The 19,411-nt window shown below is 34.0% G+C and carries 19 protein-coding genes; 17 read left to right on the top strand and 2 right to left on the bottom strand.

Annotation, left to right across the window (positions count from 1 at the left end):
• Positions 1–12 precede the first annotated feature (12 nt).
• From AO058_RS17240 to AO058_RS17205, 8 genes are all read left to right on the top strand, one after another.
• Complete coding sequence (locus AO058_RS17240) at positions 13–960, top strand: replication initiation protein (RefSeq protein ID WP_075327662.1); 948 nt, start codon at positions 13–15, stop codon at positions 958–960.
• A gap of 631 nt (positions 961–1,591) precedes the next feature.
• Positions 1,592–2,002: a plasmid mobilization protein gene (locus tag AO058_RS17235; RefSeq protein WP_075327661.1), complete on the top strand. Its 411-nt coding sequence runs from the start codon at positions 1,592–1,594 to the stop codon at positions 2,000–2,002.
• Between the two features lie 719 nt (positions 2,003–2,721).
• Positions 2,722–3,126, top strand: coding sequence for a hypothetical protein (locus AO058_RS17230; RefSeq protein WP_075327660.1), 405 nt, complete (start codon positions 2,722–2,724; stop codon positions 3,124–3,126).
• On the top strand, positions 3,123–3,713 hold the full coding sequence (locus tag AO058_RS17225; RefSeq protein WP_075327659.1) for a hypothetical protein: 591 nt from the start codon (positions 3,123–3,125) through the stop codon (positions 3,711–3,713). Before AO058_RS17230 ends, AO058_RS17225 begins: the two co-directional genes overlap by 4 nt.
• Before the next feature lie 146 nt (positions 3,714–3,859).
• Entirely contained in the window at positions 3,860–5,596 is a 1,737-nt protein-coding gene (locus tag AO058_RS17220) for an AAA family ATPase (RefSeq protein ID WP_075327658.1), read from the top strand.
• A 218-nt stretch (positions 5,597–5,814) separates the two neighbouring features.
• The gene (locus AO058_RS17215) at positions 5,815–7,341 is read left to right on the top strand and encodes an IS1182 family transposase (protein WP_075327657.1); all 1,527 of its coding nucleotides are present in this window, start codon (positions 5,815–5,817) and stop codon (positions 7,339–7,341) included.
• A gap of 99 nt (positions 7,342–7,440) precedes the next feature.
• Positions 7,441–7,977: a DUF1697 domain-containing protein gene (locus AO058_RS17210; RefSeq protein WP_075327656.1), complete on the top strand. Its 537-nt coding sequence runs from the start codon at positions 7,441–7,443 to the stop codon at positions 7,975–7,977.
• Between the two features lie 6 nt (positions 7,978–7,983).
• Entirely contained in the window at positions 7,984–8,415 is a 432-nt protein-coding gene (locus AO058_RS17205; protein ID WP_075327655.1) for an SRPBCC domain-containing protein, read from the top strand.
• A gap of 69 nt (positions 8,416–8,484) precedes the next feature.
• On the opposite strand, the gene AO058_RS17200 is transcribed toward AO058_RS17205, so the two are convergent.
• Positions 8,485–9,381, bottom strand: coding sequence for an IS1595 family transposase (locus AO058_RS17200; RefSeq protein ID WP_057481168.1), 897 nt, complete (start codon positions 9,379–9,381; stop codon positions 8,485–8,487).
• Between the two features lie 150 nt (positions 9,382–9,531).
• On the opposite strand from AO058_RS17200, the gene AO058_RS17195 reads away from it, so the two are divergent.
• The 3 genes from AO058_RS17195 to AO058_RS17190 all read left to right on the top strand — a co-directional run bounded on the left by AO058_RS17195 (position 9,532) and on the right by AO058_RS17190 (position 11,362).
• Positions 9,532–10,443, top strand: a complete 912-nt coding sequence (locus tag AO058_RS17195) for a hypothetical protein (protein WP_075327654.1) — start codon at positions 9,532–9,534, stop codon at positions 10,441–10,443.
• 85 nt (positions 10,444–10,528) lie between these two features.
• Positions 10,529–10,663 carry a hypothetical protein gene (locus AO058_RS18850; protein WP_257787183.1) on the top strand — a complete coding sequence of 45 codons (135 nt, stop codon included), beginning with the start codon at positions 10,529–10,531 and terminating at the stop codon, positions 10,661–10,663.
• Between the two features lie 285 nt (positions 10,664–10,948).
• Positions 10,949–11,362: a cytochrome c oxidase assembly factor Coa1 family protein gene (locus AO058_RS17190; RefSeq protein WP_232228865.1), complete on the top strand. Its 414-nt coding sequence runs from the start codon at positions 10,949–10,951 to the stop codon at positions 11,360–11,362.
• Between the two features lie 29 nt (positions 11,363–11,391).
• On the opposite strand, the gene AO058_RS17185 is transcribed toward AO058_RS17190, so the two are convergent.
• A complete protein-coding gene (locus tag AO058_RS17185) occupies positions 11,392–11,661 on the bottom strand; it encodes a hypothetical protein (protein ID WP_075327652.1) in 270 nt (89 codons plus the stop codon).
• A 206-nt stretch (positions 11,662–11,867) separates the two neighbouring features.
• Between AO058_RS17185 and AO058_RS17180 the strand changes: the two genes are divergently transcribed.
• From AO058_RS17180 to AO058_RS17155, 6 genes are all read left to right on the top strand, one after another.
• The gene (locus AO058_RS17180; RefSeq protein ID WP_075327651.1) at positions 11,868–14,561 is read left to right on the top strand and encodes a class I SAM-dependent DNA methyltransferase; all 2,694 of its coding nucleotides are present in this window, start codon (positions 11,868–11,870) and stop codon (positions 14,559–14,561) included.
• A gap of 2 nt (positions 14,562–14,563) precedes the next feature.
• Positions 14,564–15,070 (top strand): hypothetical protein, encoded by a 507-nt coding sequence (locus tag AO058_RS17175; protein WP_075327650.1) that lies wholly within the window; start codon positions 14,564–14,566, stop codon positions 15,068–15,070.
• 65 nt (positions 15,071–15,135) lie between these two features.
• Entirely contained in the window at positions 15,136–15,474 is a 339-nt protein-coding gene (locus AO058_RS17170; RefSeq protein WP_075327649.1) for a type II toxin-antitoxin system HigB family toxin, read from the top strand.
• A 6-nt stretch (positions 15,475–15,480) separates the two neighbouring features.
• On the top strand, positions 15,481–16,041 hold the full coding sequence (locus AO058_RS17165) for a helix-turn-helix domain-containing protein (RefSeq protein ID WP_075327648.1): 561 nt from the start codon (positions 15,481–15,483) through the stop codon (positions 16,039–16,041).
• 51 nt (positions 16,042–16,092) lie between these two features.
• Positions 16,093–18,054: a DEAD/DEAH box helicase gene (locus tag AO058_RS17160; RefSeq protein WP_075327647.1), complete on the top strand. Its 1,962-nt coding sequence runs from the start codon at positions 16,093–16,095 to the stop codon at positions 18,052–18,054.
• Positions 18,047–19,258, top strand: a complete 1,212-nt coding sequence (locus AO058_RS17155; protein ID WP_075327646.1) for a GIY-YIG nuclease family protein — start codon at positions 18,047–18,049, stop codon at positions 19,256–19,258. The genes AO058_RS17160 and AO058_RS17155 overlap by 8 nt, the downstream gene beginning before the upstream one ends.
• Positions 19,259–19,411 lie beyond the last annotated feature (153 nt).

Here is a 19,411-nt window from a genome sequence, read left to right as displayed (position 1 = left end):
ATTTCTGAGGTAATGAAAGAAAAATACATAAAGCAACCCAATCATATCATCACAGCTAGATTTACCCTGTCCAATCTGGAGAAAAATATTATTTATACAATTCTTAGTCAACTTCAAAAATCAATGAGTAAGGATTTAAATCAGAAATATGTGGAATCTGAAGTTACTATTAAGTTGAAAACCTTAGATAAAAACCGAAATTATAAACGCATTAAATCAGCAATAAAATCTTTGGCCGGAAAGCAAGTGGAATTTGAATTAAACATTCCAAACGGTAAAAAACCTGATAAGATCCAGGCAAACGTAACGTCTCTAGTGAGTGGTTTAAAATACGAGCGAAATTCAGAATTTATTTCTTTTATGGTTCCCTCCCAGGCTAGTAGGTTCTTCTGTTATACAGGGGGAGGATATACTAAATTTCAAAAAACAATCGCTATAAGCCTGACCTCTTATTATTCTAAACGTTTATATGAACTTTGCTGTAGGTGGGCTGATAGGGGAGGATTTGACTGTAAAATTGAAGAATTCAGGAGATTAATGTCTATAGAAAATAAATACAAGCAAATATCCCACTTAAGAACTCGAGTTTTGGAGGATTCACAAAAACAACTAGAAAAATCGGCGGATGTTTTCTTTAAATATACTCTTAAAAAAGAAGGTGGAAAGTATACTGATATCGTTTTTAAAATTCATAGAAACATCCATATTGGAAAGAAAAACCGACAAGTAAGAAGCGATTATTACTCCTTCGTGTATAATTTCCTTAATCAATATTTTCCACGGTATTTAGATGATAGGGCACAAGTATATAGCGATTCTATAGCCTATGCAGACGAATTATATACAGCTTATAAAAGATTCGGTAGATTGGACGATGATCTAACAACGGGTAAAAAAACAAAAAAAGATATTATCAACTTATTGAACGCAGTAATTTTGAAAGAATTAAAAGCGATATAAGGAAAGAAATCAAATCACACTAAAAAAAAGATATGTGTGATATATTCTTTGAACTTCGTCATTTTGTGTGATTGACTTCGTCAATCTGTGTGATTTTACTTTTAAAACTTCGTCATTATGTGTGATTTAAACCTGTTAAGACCTGTAAACACAAGAGCTGAGCGACGACTACAATAAGGTTAACCCACAAGTCTTTACAAGGTTATGGAAGAATATTTGAAAAAAATGCTTTTGAAAAGAAAAAAAGATAACTTTTTCAGCTATTTAAAAAATTTAAAAATTGAGAAATGATTGAAAAGTAAAACTTGGTAAATTGAAAATTTTTGGATCAAATATTTCGTGAAATACAGGAACGGAACCCTCGTCCAAACATTATTTAAGTAAGCATTAAGTTATTTTCATTTCTATTTTCAGAAGCCGGAAAAATTTAGTTTCACAATAGCATTGGAAAAAAAAATATAATATGCATCAAATTAATTTGGGAAATTTTGAAAAACACAAACGTTAATTTCCGGATTTTGGTCTGCAAGATGTGTATTTGTGTCCACAATTTTCAATTTATGGTTCACAAAAACTGACTTGCCGACCTAGCCGGAGAAAAAAAATACTCGCAATTCGAAAATTTTAAAAGGTGGAACAAAGAAAGAAGAGAAAAAAACTTTATAAACCAGAAATTAAAAAAGATTTTAAATGCAAAATCGTGAAGGCTAGGGTAAGTATTGAAGAATTTGAATCAATTAAGGATAAAGCAAATACTGTAAATCTATCAGTTTCAGAATTTTTAAGGCGTCGGGCTTTGAGCGAAGGCAGTACGGCTTTTAATCCTAAAGATATTATAGAGCATTTCTTTCGATATACTGGGGCTGTCAATAAAGTAGGAGTGAATATTAATCAAGTCACAAACTATTTAAACTATTTAAAGAACCAGGGAAGGGCTGAAGCTAAGGAGGTTGAGGAATTTAATAAGCTTTTTCATAAATACGTTTTGGTAATGACCGAGTTGAACGGAATAATGAAGAAGGAACTAAAAAAGATAAAATAAAAAATATAGAATAATTTCTATATTTTATGGAAATGTATTTGAATAGATCAGAATGAAGTTATTTTTTTCCGGCACGCTTGGAAATGAAACAGAATAGATTATTCAATTTGTGCAATAACGGCTTAAATGATATTATAAGAATGAAATGTAAATTTTATGCGAAAAGTTTTTAGTTGCAAAAAAATGTCGAACATCTTGCAAATCTCAAAATCACTGAAATGTTAATTTCCGCGTTTTGGTCTGCAAGATGTGTATTTGTGGCCACAAATTTTCAATTTATGACTCCCAAAAACGACTTGCCAACTTTGTTGGAATGAATATTCGCATAACTCATAGATTAAAGTATTACGTGGCTTGATAAAAAACTATTCTTATCTTTGATAGAGATCTTCTGGGAATTATCTGGAGATCTAAAAACTAAGTAATAAATAATAAAAACTAAATTTTATAAATCCTAAAAATATAATCTATAGAATAAAAAATATATTTTTTATAAAATAAAATTCTTAAGCGTTTAGCTTTTGATTTTGGTCTTAGAAAATCGCCAATTTTTTTACCCACCATTATCAAAGCAAGGCGTCCACGTCACGGCGTGGACTGCTTTTGTTTGGTGGGAAGGTGTTTGGCGATACCTCTGAGACCAGCAAGTTGCAGTTCCACGCTTTTTTTATGCGTGAACTTCAGGATCAAAGGCTGACTTAACCTTTTAAACTTAGCCTATGAAAACTTTTCGATTGCAAAATTACAGCTTTGAAGAAATCTTATTATTAAAAAGCCTGGCCAGGCATCCTGATGATGTTGAATATGCGGTAGAATTAATTGAAGAAGGCCAGGATAAATACGCGTCAAAACGGATATCAAAAATGGTGAATAAATTTCAGGAGGATAAAATCCTCAAATGCGGAATTCATTTACTGGATGAAAACCAGAAGGTACGAGTTCTATTCAATGGCGGCATTCAAAAAATAATTTTAAACGCGCCAAACCCCATTCCTAAAAATATCAGAGAGGAGATAGACCCCATTTCCATTATAAAAAAACTTTCCTGTTCTAATCTTAGCCTCTCCGAGATAAAATACCTCAATAACCTTATTAAAAAAGATATTCTAAATCCTCACGTATGAAAAAAGTAATTTATTTCCTTACCGCAATGCTATTTTCCTGCGGAACAGAAACAAGAAGCCAAGAACTGCTAATTATAAACTATTTAGAAGACGCCTCTAATGGAGTTAAAACAGACCTTAAAATAGATATTTTAGACATTGAAATGTCTGATGTTACCATAGCCGACAGCCTTTCATTTATAGAAACCAAATTCCAGGAGAGAATTGCGAAAGAAGAAGAATCAATTGAAAGTTTCAAATCAAATATAAAATCGGCTAAAGAGGAAAATAAATCATTAGATCGCTCAAATGTTGATAACCTGGCAAAAATCTCAGCTAATAAATCGGTAATAAAACTTTATGAAAATGGCTTAGAGAAAGCTCTGCTTTCACTGAAAAAAAACCAAGATCAGAAAGCAGTAGCATTAGGAAAGTATGAAAATCAGGATGAGAATGTTGTTCTGGTTAAAAAGGGAGTAACTAACTTCTCTTTTTTCAATCCCAAATTAGATACCAGGCAGGAACGAACCGAAACTTTTGTGTTTTCTAAAGATGCCTCAAAGGTTTTAGGAATAATATACAAGGGAAGGTTGGGTAGGAAGCGATGATATTTGAAAAGTTTTCTGAGTGAGCAAATTTTCTTCTGAAATAAATACATAAAATACATTTTATCCCGTCTATTTGTCCTTTAAATATGTATTTTGTGAGTCATAAAAGGAGTTAGCACCCATTTTTAAACAAGCGAAAAACAATTATGGACATAAGATTTCAGGGAAAATATAAATCATTAACAGATTTTGAATGGATCAATATTCCCAATTTTGTAGTATTAACTGGTCCCAACGGATCAGGGAAATCTCAACTTCTTGATATTATACACAACACAATTATAAACAAAAGAAATACATCCGAAAGAGTATCCATTTCAGGAATTCCAATTAATTCAAGTGAAGTAACTTACTTAAAAGGTGAATGGCAGTTACAAAATACCAACCACGTTAATTTGTCAACTATACAACAGCATATGAATGCTCATTATAGTAATTTCAAGGGTGGAAATTACAGGCAACCGAACGAAGGAAACCTTAAAATGTATAGTGCCTGTCAAGAAATTATTAGAAAGACGGGAAAACAATATAACCAAGTAACATTAGAAGAATTTGAAGAATATTTTCCAGAAATTTTGTATGAACAAGAAAGCCAAATAAGTCAGAAAATTGGTGAAGTATTTTATAATTATCGCCTTTCAGAAATTGAACTACAAGCCGAAGGTGAAACACAAGAAAATATCAAAAAGTTAATAGGTGAAAAACCGTGGGTTGTTCTTAGAGAAATAATTAAAGAATCCAAACTACCATTTGATGTAAACGATCCTTCAGATAATAAAATAAGAGATAGCTTTCAATTAAAGTTAACTCATCTAATTTTGAATGAAGAAATAAATTTTAATGATCTTTCATCTGGTGAAAAAGTTCTCATAGCTTTAGTTTTCTATCTTTATAATTCACAAGAAAAGAAAGTATTTCCAAAATTATTATTATTAGATGAGCCAGATGCACATCTACATCCCTCAATGTCTCAACAATTTTTAAATGTTATAAAAAATGTTTTAGTAGACAAATTTGGGGTTCAAGTAATAATGACTACTCATTCTCCTTCTACGGTAATTTTAGCACCAAACGATTCGATATATGAGATGTCAAGAACAGAACCTAGAATTAAAAAATCTCCTTCTAAGAATCACGCCGTTTCATTACTTACTTCCGGTCTAGTTTATGTAGGTGAAGGAACAAAATATTTCTTAGTAGAAGATAATGACGATGTAAATTTCTACTCTTTCGTTTACAACCAATTAACTTCAGACAACTTAATAGATGCGAATATACCATTGGTTTTCATTCCTGCATCTACCAATAATAAATCCGGAGGTAAAGATGTTGTTCAGAATTGGGTAGAAAAGTTGAAATCATCGGGATTAGTCAATGTAGTACAAGGACTGATAGATGCGGATTACGGGAATACAATCTCCGATGGTCTTTATAAGATTAATAGATATAGTATTGAAAATTATTTAATAGATCCTATTCTTGTATACGCAGCGCTAATTGATAAAGAAAAAACACCACAAATTCGGGATATTAATTTAAACGTTGGGGAAGAATATAAATTAAAATTTCTAGATCAGGAAGATTTACAGAAGATCGCTGATAATATCATTTCTACAGTTCAACCATTTATATCAAAATATTTTGATGATTTTGATTCAGCTGAAAATGAAAAAATTGAAGTTGAATTTCAGAATGGTACAAAAATACTATATCCCCGATGGATTTTAGAACGACGTGGTAAGACAATTTTACATCAGGTTTATAATGATGCATTTACAAGTCCTATAATTAATTTTAAAACTTTATTTAAAGCAATGAGGAAGTTGAACTTAATTCCAAATGATCTAACATCTAAGCTAATTGAAATTCAAAACGGGTGCTAACATCGGTTCATCGCAAATAGCGGGTATTGCCGAAAAAGTGTAATTTTAGAAACCAGGAAAGAAAATAGTTAATCCGACAAGTACGCGTCCCTACTCCCGCAACTTGCGATAACCGTAACCGTCAGACTGTCTAATAACCTACTGACTCTTAATAACTTTGTTGATTTCTTATCATTCTGGTTTTATCAACGATTGAGCTTTTGCAGTATCTTCATGCTATGAGATTTATAAAAGGAAAAGATCGCAAACAATCCTCGCTGTTCCCGGTGTCATTAGATGATACCATCGAACAGGAAAACGAGGTCAGGGCCGTAGATATTTTTGTGGATAGCCTGGACCTTGAGCATATGGGTTTTCGGGTACATTTTCCCGAAGGGGGACGTCCAGCCTATCATCCAGGGGTATTGCTCAAGTTATTCATCTATGGGTATATGAACCGGCTTCGCTCTTCAAGGATGTTGGAGCGTGAGTGCAAGCGCAATATTGAACTGATGTGGCTTCTAGGGCAACTTTCCCCAGACCACAATACCATTGCCAATTTTAGAAAAGATAATTCCGAGGCCATAAAAAAGGTGTTCCGAGCTACGGTGGTGCTGGCCAAAAACTTCAACCTTATTGGGGGAAAGCTTATTGCAGGGGATAGTACCAAGCTAAGGGCCCAGAATAGCAAAAAGAACAATTTCAATAAAAAGAAGATCGACCGCCACCTTCAGTATATCGAGAATAAACTTCAGGAATATAACAAGGCCCTGGAAAATGCCGATGGTACTTTAGCTAAAGAAAGCATCCATAAAGAGATGGATAAGCACAACAAACGAAAGAATAATTACCACAGGTTACAGAACCAGTTGGATCAAACCAAAGAAGAGCAGATCTCTACTTCCGATCCCGAGAGCCGGCATATGGTCCTACGCAATAATATTACGGAGGTAGCTTACAATGTCCAGTCCACCGTTGATGCCGAGCATTGCATCCCCATTGATTACGAGGTGACCAATCGCAATGACTCCAAAGCTATGGGGGCGATGATCCGAAGAGCAAAGGCCATCCTGGGAAGCACCGATTTTACCGCACTCTTTGATAAAGGCTACGATACAGGGTCTGAACTGGAAATTGCGCAAAAGCTAAAGATTAAAACCCTGGTGGCTATTCCGGCCCCCGCCTCCAATGCACCAGATCCTAAATACAATATTCAAAATTTTATTTATGACCAGCAAGAAGATCATTATACATGTCCGGAGCAGCATTTACTAAAAACCAATGGGAACTATTACACCAACCACAGGGGAAAATCTAATGAGTCGAAATTCAAACAGTATAAAACAAAAGCCTGCAAGGGATGCCCGGTGCGGGAGTTTTGTACCACGGCCATAAACGGAAGGATCCTTGCCAGGAATATATTTACGGCTGTTTATGAAGAAAACCGAAGGAATATGGAGGCCGATCCTCAATTGTATCGGCAAAGGCAGGCCATCGTGGAACACCCCTTTGGGACTATGAAAAGGCAATGGGGCTTTGACCATATCCTTTCCAAAAAAGGCAAAAAACGTGCTTCTGCAGATGTTGGCTTCATCTTTATTGCCTACAATCTCAAGCGCATCTTGAACCTAATAGGTGAAAAAGACTGGGACAAACTCCTGAAGACTATTCACAGCTATTTTACCACCTGGTTATGCAGCCATAGATCGATTTTAAGGACTAAGAGGCATGTTGATATAGCAGAATACATTTTACCGATCATTTAAAAAACCTTCCCTAAAAAACCTTATTTTAGTCCATAATTGGCAGAAACTAAGAGGTTTTTAGACAGACTGCCGTTGACGATAATTAGAATCAAGATCCAAATGAATACAAAAATTGCAATTTTAAGAGGAATAAATGTAGGTGGAAAAAGAAAAATATTAATGGCTGATTTAAAAGCCTTATGTGAAGAATTGGGATTGGAACAAATAAAAACCTACATACAAAGTGGAAATGTAATTTTTAATTCTAAAAAAGAAAATACTGAATTAGAAGATTTACTTGAAAATGCTATAACAGAAAAATTTGGATTTATTGTACCTGTAATTGTTAGAAATTCGAGCGAATTTGAAACTTCTATTAGTAAAAATCCCTTCTTTAATAAGAATGCTGATATAAACCAATTACACTTGACGTTTTTAAAAGAGAAACCTAAAAACGAATATTTAGAAAAAGTACTATCCTACCATTCCGACCCGGATAAATTTAAAATTGATGAAAAAGAAGTTTTTATATTTTGTGAAGGAAAATATCACGAAACTAAACTAAACAACAATTTTTTTGAGAAGAAACTTAAAGTGGGAGCTACAACCAGAAACTGGAAAACTATCTTAAAATTAATTGAATTAAGTAAAAACTAAACTTTAATGAAAAAAGACCTAATTGCTACAAGTAATATTAAAATACAATCCACCCCTGAGAAGGTTTGGAATGTTTTAACTAATCCCAAAATAATTAAAAACTACTTGTTCGGAACTGAAGTGAAAACCGATTGGAAAGTTGGTAGTCCGATAATATTTCAAGGGGAATATGATGGACAAGAATATTTAGACAAGGGAAATGTAATTGAAAAGAAAGAAAATCAGTTATTGAAATATAATTACTGGAGCGGATTTTCTGGATTAGAAGATAAATCAGAAAACTATTCTTTGATAACTTATAAAATAGATAAGTTAGAAGATAACGCACTAAAATTCACTTGGCATCAGAAAGGATTTTCGAGCGAAGAAGGACAACACCATACGGAACAAGGTTTGAATGAAATGTTAGTTAAAATTAAAAAACTATCGGAAATCTAACTATCGCCAACAAAGACGGTTCATCGCCAATAAGCGGCGGCGTTAGAAAGAAAATATTGAGCTATACATTTAGCTACCATTAATAATTTGGGAATGTAGCCGTGGTTTTCCTTGTATCATTCTCTTTATATTATTGTGAAAAATGGTTTGTTTTGACTGTGATCGATTCAACCTGTATGAATATTCATCCAGGTACCTTCTGACATGTTGTTTTGAAATAGGCGCATGAACTGTCCTCAACCAAGACTTTATCTTGTGGATTATAATATGAAGTTCCTTGAAATTTTTTCCTTTATTACTAGGTACCTGCTCGATATTATACTTTTTCTTTAATGGGCTGTAACCTCGCCATTTGTCGGTAACCACCTTTGCTTCTTCAGATATATGCTGTTCGAACAATGGGGTAAATGACTTGGCGGAATAATCGTCAATTACCTTGGCGTAGGCACGTTTAACTTTGCGTTCTTCATTAAGCTCCACCGCTATTATAACCTTGGTTTTACGGGTGTTGTAGCTTCTGCCAGGAGCATTTTCTTCTTGTCCGCCAATGATAAATTCATCGACATGAACCAAACCTTTCAAAGGATGTTTTTTGCTGCTTTCCATTGCCGAGCGTACTTTGTGCATAAAATACCAGGCTGTGCCCTGGCGGATACCATAACGTTCGCCCATTTGGATACTGGAGAGGCTTTTGCTAGTTGTACTCATCTCAAAAACGATACAAAAGGCTTTTCGTAGCCCGAACTTGACCTTATGAAAAAGTGTTCCGGCCGTTGAAGATTCTACCTTTCCACAACCATAGCAATGATACTTATGGTCTTTTTTTAAGCATCCTTTAGTATGACCGCATTTTGGACAAGTAAATCCATCGTGCCATTTCAAGTTAGCCAAATATTCCCTACATGACCCATCATCCGGAAAGACTTTCATAAAGTCTAGGATATTTTTACCTTTAAATTTATCCATAATCAATGTTTACAAGGGCTAATATACGGCTCTTATATGTATAACTCAAAGAAAATAATTAACTTGACACACAAACCAATACTAAGCCGACAAATCCGCGTCTCTTACTGCGCCAATTGGCGAACCGAGACCGCTGTAAACAATTTTTATATGAAAAATCTGCTCAAAAGCTCCATTTTAACTTTACTCTTGTTAACTCTTAACTTAGGAATTGCTCAAGTAAATCCAGGGGAAAATAATCCGATTTCGACAGAAAGCTATAACTTATATAAACCAGATAAAACTGAAGCTGTTTTAATACTATTTGGTGGATTTCCAGAAAATGGAGAAATGATTGAAAATGAATTTCCTATAACAGATAAAGCTTTAGAAGAAGAAATTGCAGTTATATACATGAATTTCAATAGAAAACTTTGGTTGGAAGAATCTCAGAAAGCTGATCTAGCAAACAATCTAAAGGTATTGTTTGAAACAAATGACCTTCCTAAAAAGAAAATAGTTATTGGAGGATTATCTAGCGGAGGAAGTATTGCACTTCTGATGGGGAATTATCTTACAGAAAATTCTAATTTAAATTTAGAACCAACTGGAGTTTTTGTTGTGGATTCCCCAATAGATCTTGCAGCTTTATATAGAATTACAGAAGATAATATAAAAAGAAATTTCTCAGAAGCTTCCGTTGGAGAAAGTACTTTTATCCACAATTATTTCAAATCTCAACTTGGAAATCCAAATGAAGAAATAAAGCCTTACGAAGATTTTTCAGTATTCACTTGGGAAACTAAAAACTATCAGAACATAGAAGACCTTAAAAACACCAAACTTAGGTTTTATTCAGAACCAGATAAAGAGTGGTGGAAGAAAAATATGGGTGTTGAATATGAGCAAATGAATGCTTTCCACATAAAGAGATTGACTGAATTTTTAAAAGACCAGGATTATAAAAATGTTGAATATTTAACATCAGAGAATAAAGGTTACAGATCCAATGGTGAACGCCATCCTCACAGCTGGTCTATAGTAAACAAAGAAGATTTACTAGAATGGATTTTAGAGGAATAAAAACAATTTACAATAACGCTTCACCGCCAATTGGCGAACCGAGACCGTGTGTTCTCAATAATAAAAATTCATAAAACCACTTGTAATGAAAAATAGGAATAAAATTATAGTCGGTATATTCACTTTGGTACTGGCAATTGTTATGATATTAGCTTTTAATGATGGTAAAACCGACAGTGAAAACGGTAAAGAATTAATAGAAACCTGGAAAGAACATTAATCCGATCAATTCTCAAATTAAGAATAATCAATATGAAAAACCTAACAAAGAAAAAATTTGTACTAATTGTAATATTAATTCTTGCCCTTGCAGAAGTTGGTTCATCTTTCATTACAGGAATATTATCTCCTTTTACAAGTAATTAAATGAGAAAACGAACTTAAGAGGTTTAACCGCAATAGATGGCAACGTCAGAAATAATTAAACTGAGCAAAAACAATCAACGACTACAAATTCACCGCCTTATACATTTTCTGGCAAGATTTTAATTTCAAAATAATGAATATGATTAAGAAATATTTAAAATGGATAATTCCTATAGCTGTTATTTTAGCCATAATTATTTATTTATTCTCATCTTCCGGAATTAGCGACATTGCTACAGATTATGCTCAGTCATATGCTGATACTGAGCTTTACGAAAATGCCCTAGATAAAGCAAAATCGAATAAAAGAGTTACTGAATTGCTTGGAGAAATTGAGCCGATAGATAAGCTTGCAATTTTAGAAGGCCACGTTAATTATTCAAATGACAATAAAACTGTCAATTCCTCTATTCGAATAAGAGGGAATAAAATGAAGGCAATTATGGATATAAGTGCAAATCGAGAAGACAACGTATGGAACTATGAGAAAATAAACATTCGAGTGAAAAACCCGCCGGAAAAGAAACAGACCGTTGAAGTAATTCCGTTGTAGTAACTAAAGAGGCTAATACTGCGGTTATTTCAATCTTTCCTTATAATCTGCTGCATTGCTTCAATAAAATCCTTGTCTGATTCCTTATCAATCTTGTCTTCAATAATTTTGAGATGTTCATCAACATCAATATCCGAATTACCATTCAGCCTGACCAGAATTTCTACCTGGGCTTCTAAGATAGCCCGGAGATAATTGTGATTTATGATATGATAGGAAAGCAAATTAGTGGCATAATTTGCAATATCAATGGGTGTATTTTCATTTTTCAGATTTTCTAAAATTTTATTAATATCCATAAGCTTTTAATTTATGTTTAGACGCTAAACCTCCAATGCAAGAAATTGAATACCGGTAAGTTAATGATTCTTAGTAAATTATTTAGCAGGTGGAATTTCAAATTGGAGGTGTTTTATAAATGGAAGTTGAAAAAATTACAATCTCCATACATTTTATTAATCTGAATTTAAAACCCTATTTTTAGACTCCAAATCCAACCCCGTTTATGAAGTCAACTGAAATCGAGGAAAAAGTAAAAACGCTATTCCAAAATTTTGATCGTGAGAATTTTATATATGATTTATTAAGAGCGTACGGAATCTCCAAAACCTCTATAACCCGCTTACAAAAAGGTGATTTCAACCTATCAAAGAATGAGGGCGAGATTCTGTATAAGAAGAAATTACTTTTTAAAGAAACCGATAGTGACCAGTTATTAGCGATTATCGACGATTTATCTAAAGAAGAGAATTTAAAGCATAATCCCCGTTTTGTGGTGGTGACTAATTATAAAGAATTAGTAGCCAAAGACACGAGAACAGGTAAAAATCTGGATATTGCATTAAAAGACTTACCTAAAAATTTCAGTTTCTTTTTACCCTGGGCCGGCCAGGAAGTCTACGCTGCCAAAAATGAAAATGAAGCAGATCGAAAGGCTTCATATAGGATGGCTAAACTTTATGATATACTGGTGACTGAAAATCCAGAGGTAGCTGAAGATTATGGACATAACCTGAATGTGTTTTTCTCCAGGCTTTTATTTTGTTTTTTTGCTGAAGACACCGATATATTTCCGGTAGAAGGAATGTTTACGAACACTTTGATGCAGCATACGCAAAAGGATGGTAGCGACGTTCATTTATTTCTAAAAAAGCTGTTTAAAGTACTTAATACAAAGGACAACAGCAAAGAGGCAAAATATCTTAGCGAATTCCCATATGTAAATGGTGGTTTGTTTAAAGATGAGATAGTGCTGCCTAAATTTAATAGTGAAGCACGTAGAATAATTGAAGAATGCGGCGACCTTGATTGGAAAGAAATCAATCCTGACATTTTTGGGTCGATGATTCAGGCAGTAGTTCATCCTGGGGAACGTGGCAATTTAGGGATGCATTATACTTCGGTACCTAATATTAAGAAGGTTATTGAACCTTTATTTTTAAATGGGCTGTATGAGGAGTTAGAGAAAGCTAAAGGAAATGCAAAAAAGCTTCGCAGACTCATCACCCGTATCAGTAAGCTTAAAATATTTGATCCTGCCTGTGGGAGTGGAAATTTTCTCATTATCGCATATAAAGAAATGCGAAAGTTAGAGATTGAAATTTGGCAGGAAATTCTGGAAATAGAAAAACAACAAAGTTTTATTTATTCTGAAATTAAACTCACCCAGTTCTACGGGATAGAAATAGACGATTTTGCACACGAAATTGCAATGCTTTCACTTTGGTTAACCGAGCACCAAATGAATAAATATTTTGAACAGGAGTTAGAAATGGGGAAAGCTCTTCCTATTCTACCGCTTAAAGCTTCAGGTCATATTACGCGCGGCAACGCTACACGAATAAATTGGGAAGATGTTTGTCCCAAGAAAGAAGAAGATGAAACCTATTTATTAGGAAATCCACCTTATTTAGGGTTTCGAAATTGGAACGCTGAACAAAAAGAGGATATGAAATTAATTTTTCAGAATTTAGGTAAGGTGAAACGTCTAGACTATATCGCTTGTTGGTTTATTAAAGCTTCAAATTATATAAAGGAAGGGAATTCAAAATTTGCTTTTGTATCCACAAATTCTATCTGTCAAGGTGAGCAGGTAAGTCTTCTATGGCCACTTATTTTTAATAAAGATTTAGAGATATTCTTTGCATACCAACCATTCAATTGGAGTAATAATGCGAAGAGGAATGCTGGGGTTACAGTAGTCATTGTTGGTATCAGGAATAAAGAAGATGCTGGTAAAAATCTTTATATGAACAATATTAAAAATAAAGTTAACAACATAAGCCCTTATTTGATACCAGGTCGTTCCGTCATTATGTACCAAAGAAAGGAACCTCTTTCAAGTTTTCCCAGTATGGTATTAGGCAGTAGTGGAATAGATGGTGGATTTTTAATGGTCAGTGAAGAAGAACGAGTGGACTTTTTAAAGGGGAATCCAAAATCTGAAAAGTTTATTAAACCATTTATTAGCGGAGGAGATTTTTTAAATGGAATTACTAGGTATTGTTTATGGATTAATGATGAAGATTTGGAAGAAGCATATTCCATTGATTCCATTAAAGATAGAATCGATAAATGTAGGAATTATAGATTAAAGGGAGGACGTGACGCAAAAAAAGCAGCTGATGTGCCACATAGATTTTTTTATAGGAAGTACAAAGATACTGATTGTATAATTATTCCTAGAACTAGTTCTGGGCGAAGAAAATATTTGCCCTGTGATTTTTTAGAATCAGGGACTATTATTAGTAACCAGGCTTTTGTTATTTATAATTCCGAACCATACCTTTTTGGGATAATTTCATCTAAACTTCACTCGGTATGGATGTCTATTACAAGCGGCAAAATGAGAAATGATTACAGTTATTCCGTTAATTTAACTTATAATACGTTTCCATTCCCAGAAATAACAGCAAAAGACAAAGAGCGTATAAACCTACACGTATTTTCGGTATTGGAAGAAAGAGAGAACCATCCGGAAAAAACAATGGCACAGTTATATGATCCTGATAAAATGCCTGCTGGATTACGCCGAGCTCATAAAGAATTGGATGAAGCCATAGAGCGTTGTTACCGTCTTAAACCATTTGAAAATGATACCGAACGTCTGGAATATCTTTTCAAGGAATATGAAAAAATGATCAATAAGAATACGCTTATGGAAAAAGGGAAGAAGAAAACTACAAACAAAAGAAAGTAAATATGGAAACCACTCAGACCAAAGTTCTTAAAGCATTAAAAACGAATGGTAGAATTTCATCTACCAAAGATACTCCTGAAGAGGAATCTGTTATTATTGATAAACTTGAAGCTTTTGGTCTTATCCAAAATCATAGAAAGTATTCCTATAAACCTACTCAACGTTTTCATCAATTTTCCGAAGAATTAATTGCAACTCAAACCCCGATTGAGAATTTTCAGTTTAAAGAAGATAAGATCTCGCATAACACTTATAACACTACCATAAATGCAGAACGAATTGGTCAGTTTGCACAGGGTAGTGGCATTTTTCATTTTGATCAAATTAACGTTGATGCTATTCAAAGGACTTTAGAAGAAGTATTAAATCCAGATCAATTAAATGAAATTAAGGAAATTATTAATAAAAAGGATGGGAATCATTTGTTCAGTAAGTTAAAGAGCTTTGGTTCAGATGTTCTTGCAAGCGTCGTTTCAGGAATTCTTACAAGTCCTGGAATATATTCTTAGAATACCAATTCAAAAAAAGTTCGGAAAAATTAAGAACTTTTAGTTATCTTTGTAATTAGATTATAATGAGGTTAATTAATAAAAAGGCACTTGAAAAACTCAAAAGGAAGAAAAGGGGTAATGCTTCTTTAGCTTCAGAAATTGATTTGCTGATTAAAGATTTTGAAACTTATAACTGGCAGAACCAGGAAGAGCTAAAGAAAGATCGCAAAGACGCAGATTGCGTTCATTCTGAAGGTTTCTATTTTTTCAATATAGAAATTCATAGAACAATGATTCTGATTGAATTTGAGGACAATGAAGCTACCATAATATGGGTGGGAGATCACCAGGAATATGAGCGGGTTTTTAAAAATAATAAAATTGCCATTGCAAATTGGTTAAAAAGTAAGGACTTAATCTAGATAGTTATGAAAACACAATTTGATGTAGATAGTTTCCTTGAAAAAGGTAAAATCCAAAACGAATTGGATTTTGAAAGGGCTTTAATTGCGGATAGAAAGTTAAGGGTAATGGTAAAAGAAAACCCTAAACTAAAAACTGTTCGTAAAAAGCTTCGCGATCTTATTGAAGCCTATGAAAATAAAACCTGGTCACCTGATGCTAAAATCACAGAAGATAAACTTAAAGAAAGTGATTGGGCTGAACAGACGGCAGAAAAGGAACGAGTTTTTATCCATAACAGGAAAAAGCTGATTAAAAGTAAGCTGAAAGAATTAGACCTTTCACAACAAGACTTTGGAGTAATTTTAGGTCATACAAGCAAATCGTATATGTCTGAATTGATGAATGGGGTGAGTCCTTTTTCATTAAAAGATTTGGTAGTAATAAGCCAACTTTTAAAAATTGAGTTAACTGATCTGGTGCCAACATTTTTACCTCAAAAAGAAAGAATCAAAATCAAGACTTCCATCAGAAAATTAGATAATCCTAAGCTTAGTTTAAGCGAAGATGATTTTGCCCTGGCTTAAATTTATTTTGCTCAGCCCTATTAATTTCACCCATTACCTTTAATAAAACTTATGCCAGATTTAGTCCACGTTACCTACAAACAAACCGGAAAGAGTAAAAAAACTAATGAATATGGAATGCGCGAAATGCAGGCTAGGGCTTATGACGCCAGAACCGCGCAGTATTTATTAATTAAAGCACCGCCGGCTTCAGGAAAATCAAGGGCTCTAATGTTTATTGGGTTGGATAAACTGAGAAACCAGGATATCAAAAAAGTAATAGTAGCAGTACCCGAACGGTCTATTGGAAATTCTTTTTCTACTACAGACTTAAAATCTTATGGTTTTTTTGAAGATTGGAAGCCTAATCCCATATATAATTTATGCACTCCTGGTGGTGAAAAAAGTAAGGTAAACGCTTTTACAAATTTTTTAAAAAGTGATGAAGAAATTCTTATCTGCACCCACGCCACCTTGCGTTTTGCTTTCGATGCCATTGAAGAAAAAGATTTAAACGATACTTTGCTGGCCATTGATGAATTTCACCACGTCTCCGCAGATGCCACTAATCGACTTGGCGAAGTATTGCGTACTATAATGGTGAAATCTAATGCACATATAGTCGCTATGACGGGATCTTATTTTAGGGGCGATAGTGTGCCAGTTTTACTTCCAGAAGATGAAGCAAAGTTTATTAAGGTTAAATACGATTACTATGAGCAGCTAAATGGTTACGAATACCTTAAATCCTTAGGTATTGGTTATCATTTTTACAGAGGAAAATATACCGGTGCAATTCACGAAATTTTGGATGAGGATAAGAAAACCATTATTCATATTCCCAGCGTAAATTCCGGAGAATCGGAAAAGGAGAAATACGAAGAAGTAAACCGTATAATTGATAGCTTGGGAGAGTTGGATTATCAAGATCCAGTAACCGGTGTTTTGTATGTAAAAAGTAGAGACACGGGCAGAACATTAAAAATAGCCGATCTGGTAAATGATAATCAGAAAGACCGGGATAAAATCCAAAATTATTTAAGGGGAATAGGTAGCGAAAATGATATTGATATTATCATTGCCCTGGGAATGGCGAAAGAAGGTTTTGACTGGCCTTACTGCGAACACGCTTTAACGGTAGGTTATAGAGGTTCTTTAACTGAAATAATTCAGATTATTGGCCGGGCAACAAGGGACAGTAAAAATAAAAATCACGCACAGTTTACCAATTTGATTGCCCAGCCTGATGCAGCTGATGATGAAGTAAAGTTATCGGTGAACAATATGTTGAAAGCGATCACTGCGTCGCTACTAATGGAGCAGGTTCTTGCACCTAATTTCAAGTTCAAAACAAAGGATGACACTAAAGATTACGATTCCGATGATGATGAAATCAATGAAGCAAAGGAAGATGATGATAACCATATTTATATAAGGGGTTTTAAAGAGCCTTCTACTCAAAAGGTAAGTAATATTATAGAGTCTGATTTAAATGACTTAAAAGCGAAAGTATTACAGGATGATGATATGATAAAGGCGATGCCAGGGAATGTTGAGCCGGAAGTAATCAATCAGGTCTTAATTCCCAAAATTATCAGAGAAACTTATCCTGATTTAACCGAAGAAGAAGTTGAAGAAGTTCGGCAGCATATTGTGGTTGATTCTGTTGTCAAAAATGGTACGATTGAAGAACAGGGCGATAAGCGATTTATTAAAATGGCCGATAGCTTTGTGAATATAGAAGATATCCACATAGATTTAATAGACAGCATCAATCCGTTCCAAAAAGCTTTTGAAATACTTTCTAAATCGGTTACCGCTTCTGTATTTAGGGCAATTCAGGAAACCATTGATGCATCCAGAATTACAATGACCGAAGAAGAAGCTATCATTTTATGGCCTAAAATAAAAGATTGGGTTCAGAAAACTGGTAATCAACCTGATATAAAATCTTTAGACCCTAAAGAAAAGAGAATGGCTGAAGCCGTGATTTTCCTGAAGGAATTAAAACGCAAACAGAAACAGAATGTCTAAGAAGAAATTAAGTATAGAAGATATATTGGAGGACGATGATCTCGGTATTTTGGATTCTAAATCGAGTAAATCTTCAGTTAAATCTGAAGATCAACGTCTAATTGATTCTTTTAAAGAAATCAATAGTTTTATTGATGCCAATGGAAAAGAGCCGGAGCAAGGCGGTGGAATATCTGAAATGCGTTTACAACTTAGGCTAAAAGGGTTTCGCGAATCCAAAAACAAAAAAGAAATTTTAAAGCCATATGATAGGCATCATCTTTTATTTCAAAAGCAACCCCCTAAGTCTGTTGCAGATATTTTTGAAGATGATGAACTCGATCTTCTAAGTCCTAATACTGAAGCTGAATCGATCTTTGATTTTAAACATACACCAAAGAATATAGAACGCGCTGAATCTGATTTTGTAGCGCAAAGAAAACCTTTAACCGATAAGGAATTTGAATCTTACAAAAGCCTTTTTAAACAGGTGCATAAAGAAATAAAGTCTGGAAAAAGAATCTTAAGAGAATTTAGAAATACTGATAAAAACCTGAAAGAAAAACACTTTTATATTCTGGACGGCATACTTTGTTATCTGGAACTGGCCAATATTGAGTTGGTAGAGGAAAAAAATATGGGTGGGAAAAGGTTGCGAATGAACGGTCGCACCAGGACAATATTTGATAATGGCACATATAGCAATATGCTTTACCGTTCCTTAGGCAAGCTTTTAACCATAAATGGACGAGTAGTATCAGAAACCGATGAAGCCGCAGAAAATGAACTGTCAGTTAATGCCACACAAGTAGAACCAGAAGATGTTGAAAGTGGCTGGATTTATGTTTTACGTTCAAAATCTAAAAATCCGGAAATTGCTTCTATAAATAACCTTCACAAAATCGGTTTTTCTACAGTTGATGTAAAAAGAAGAACTGTAAACGCAGCGAATCAATCTACCTATCTCAATGCCGATGTGGAAATCGTAGCAACTTTTAAATGCTTGAATTTAAATACGCAGAAATTTGAAAACTTGATTCACCGCTTTTTTAAAGATGTTCAACTTCAAATCGATATTTTAAGTCAGGGTAATCAACGGATTTCCCCCAGGGAGTGGTTTGTAGTTCCCTTTCCTATTATAGAGAGGGTAGTAGAGCTTTTTATATCTGGAGAAATCGTGAATTACCGGTATGATGTGGAGAATGAGGCGATTATTGAGATTTAAGGAAATTTCTCAATTTTATCTTAGCTACCGGTAAAGACAAAGTAGATATAAATGTAATACTGCATTTATTAGTACGTTAGCGGTCAGGCAATAAAACGACCCGAGAAACAAATCGGGTTATTTTTAAAATATTGTATTTTAGCATTTGCTTAA

This window comes from Salegentibacter sp. T436, assembly GCF_001932675.1.
Lineage (GTDB): Bacteria > Bacteroidota > Bacteroidia > Flavobacteriales > Flavobacteriaceae > Salegentibacter > Salegentibacter agarivorans.
This window is presented reverse-complemented; position numbering and strand designations above follow the sequence as displayed.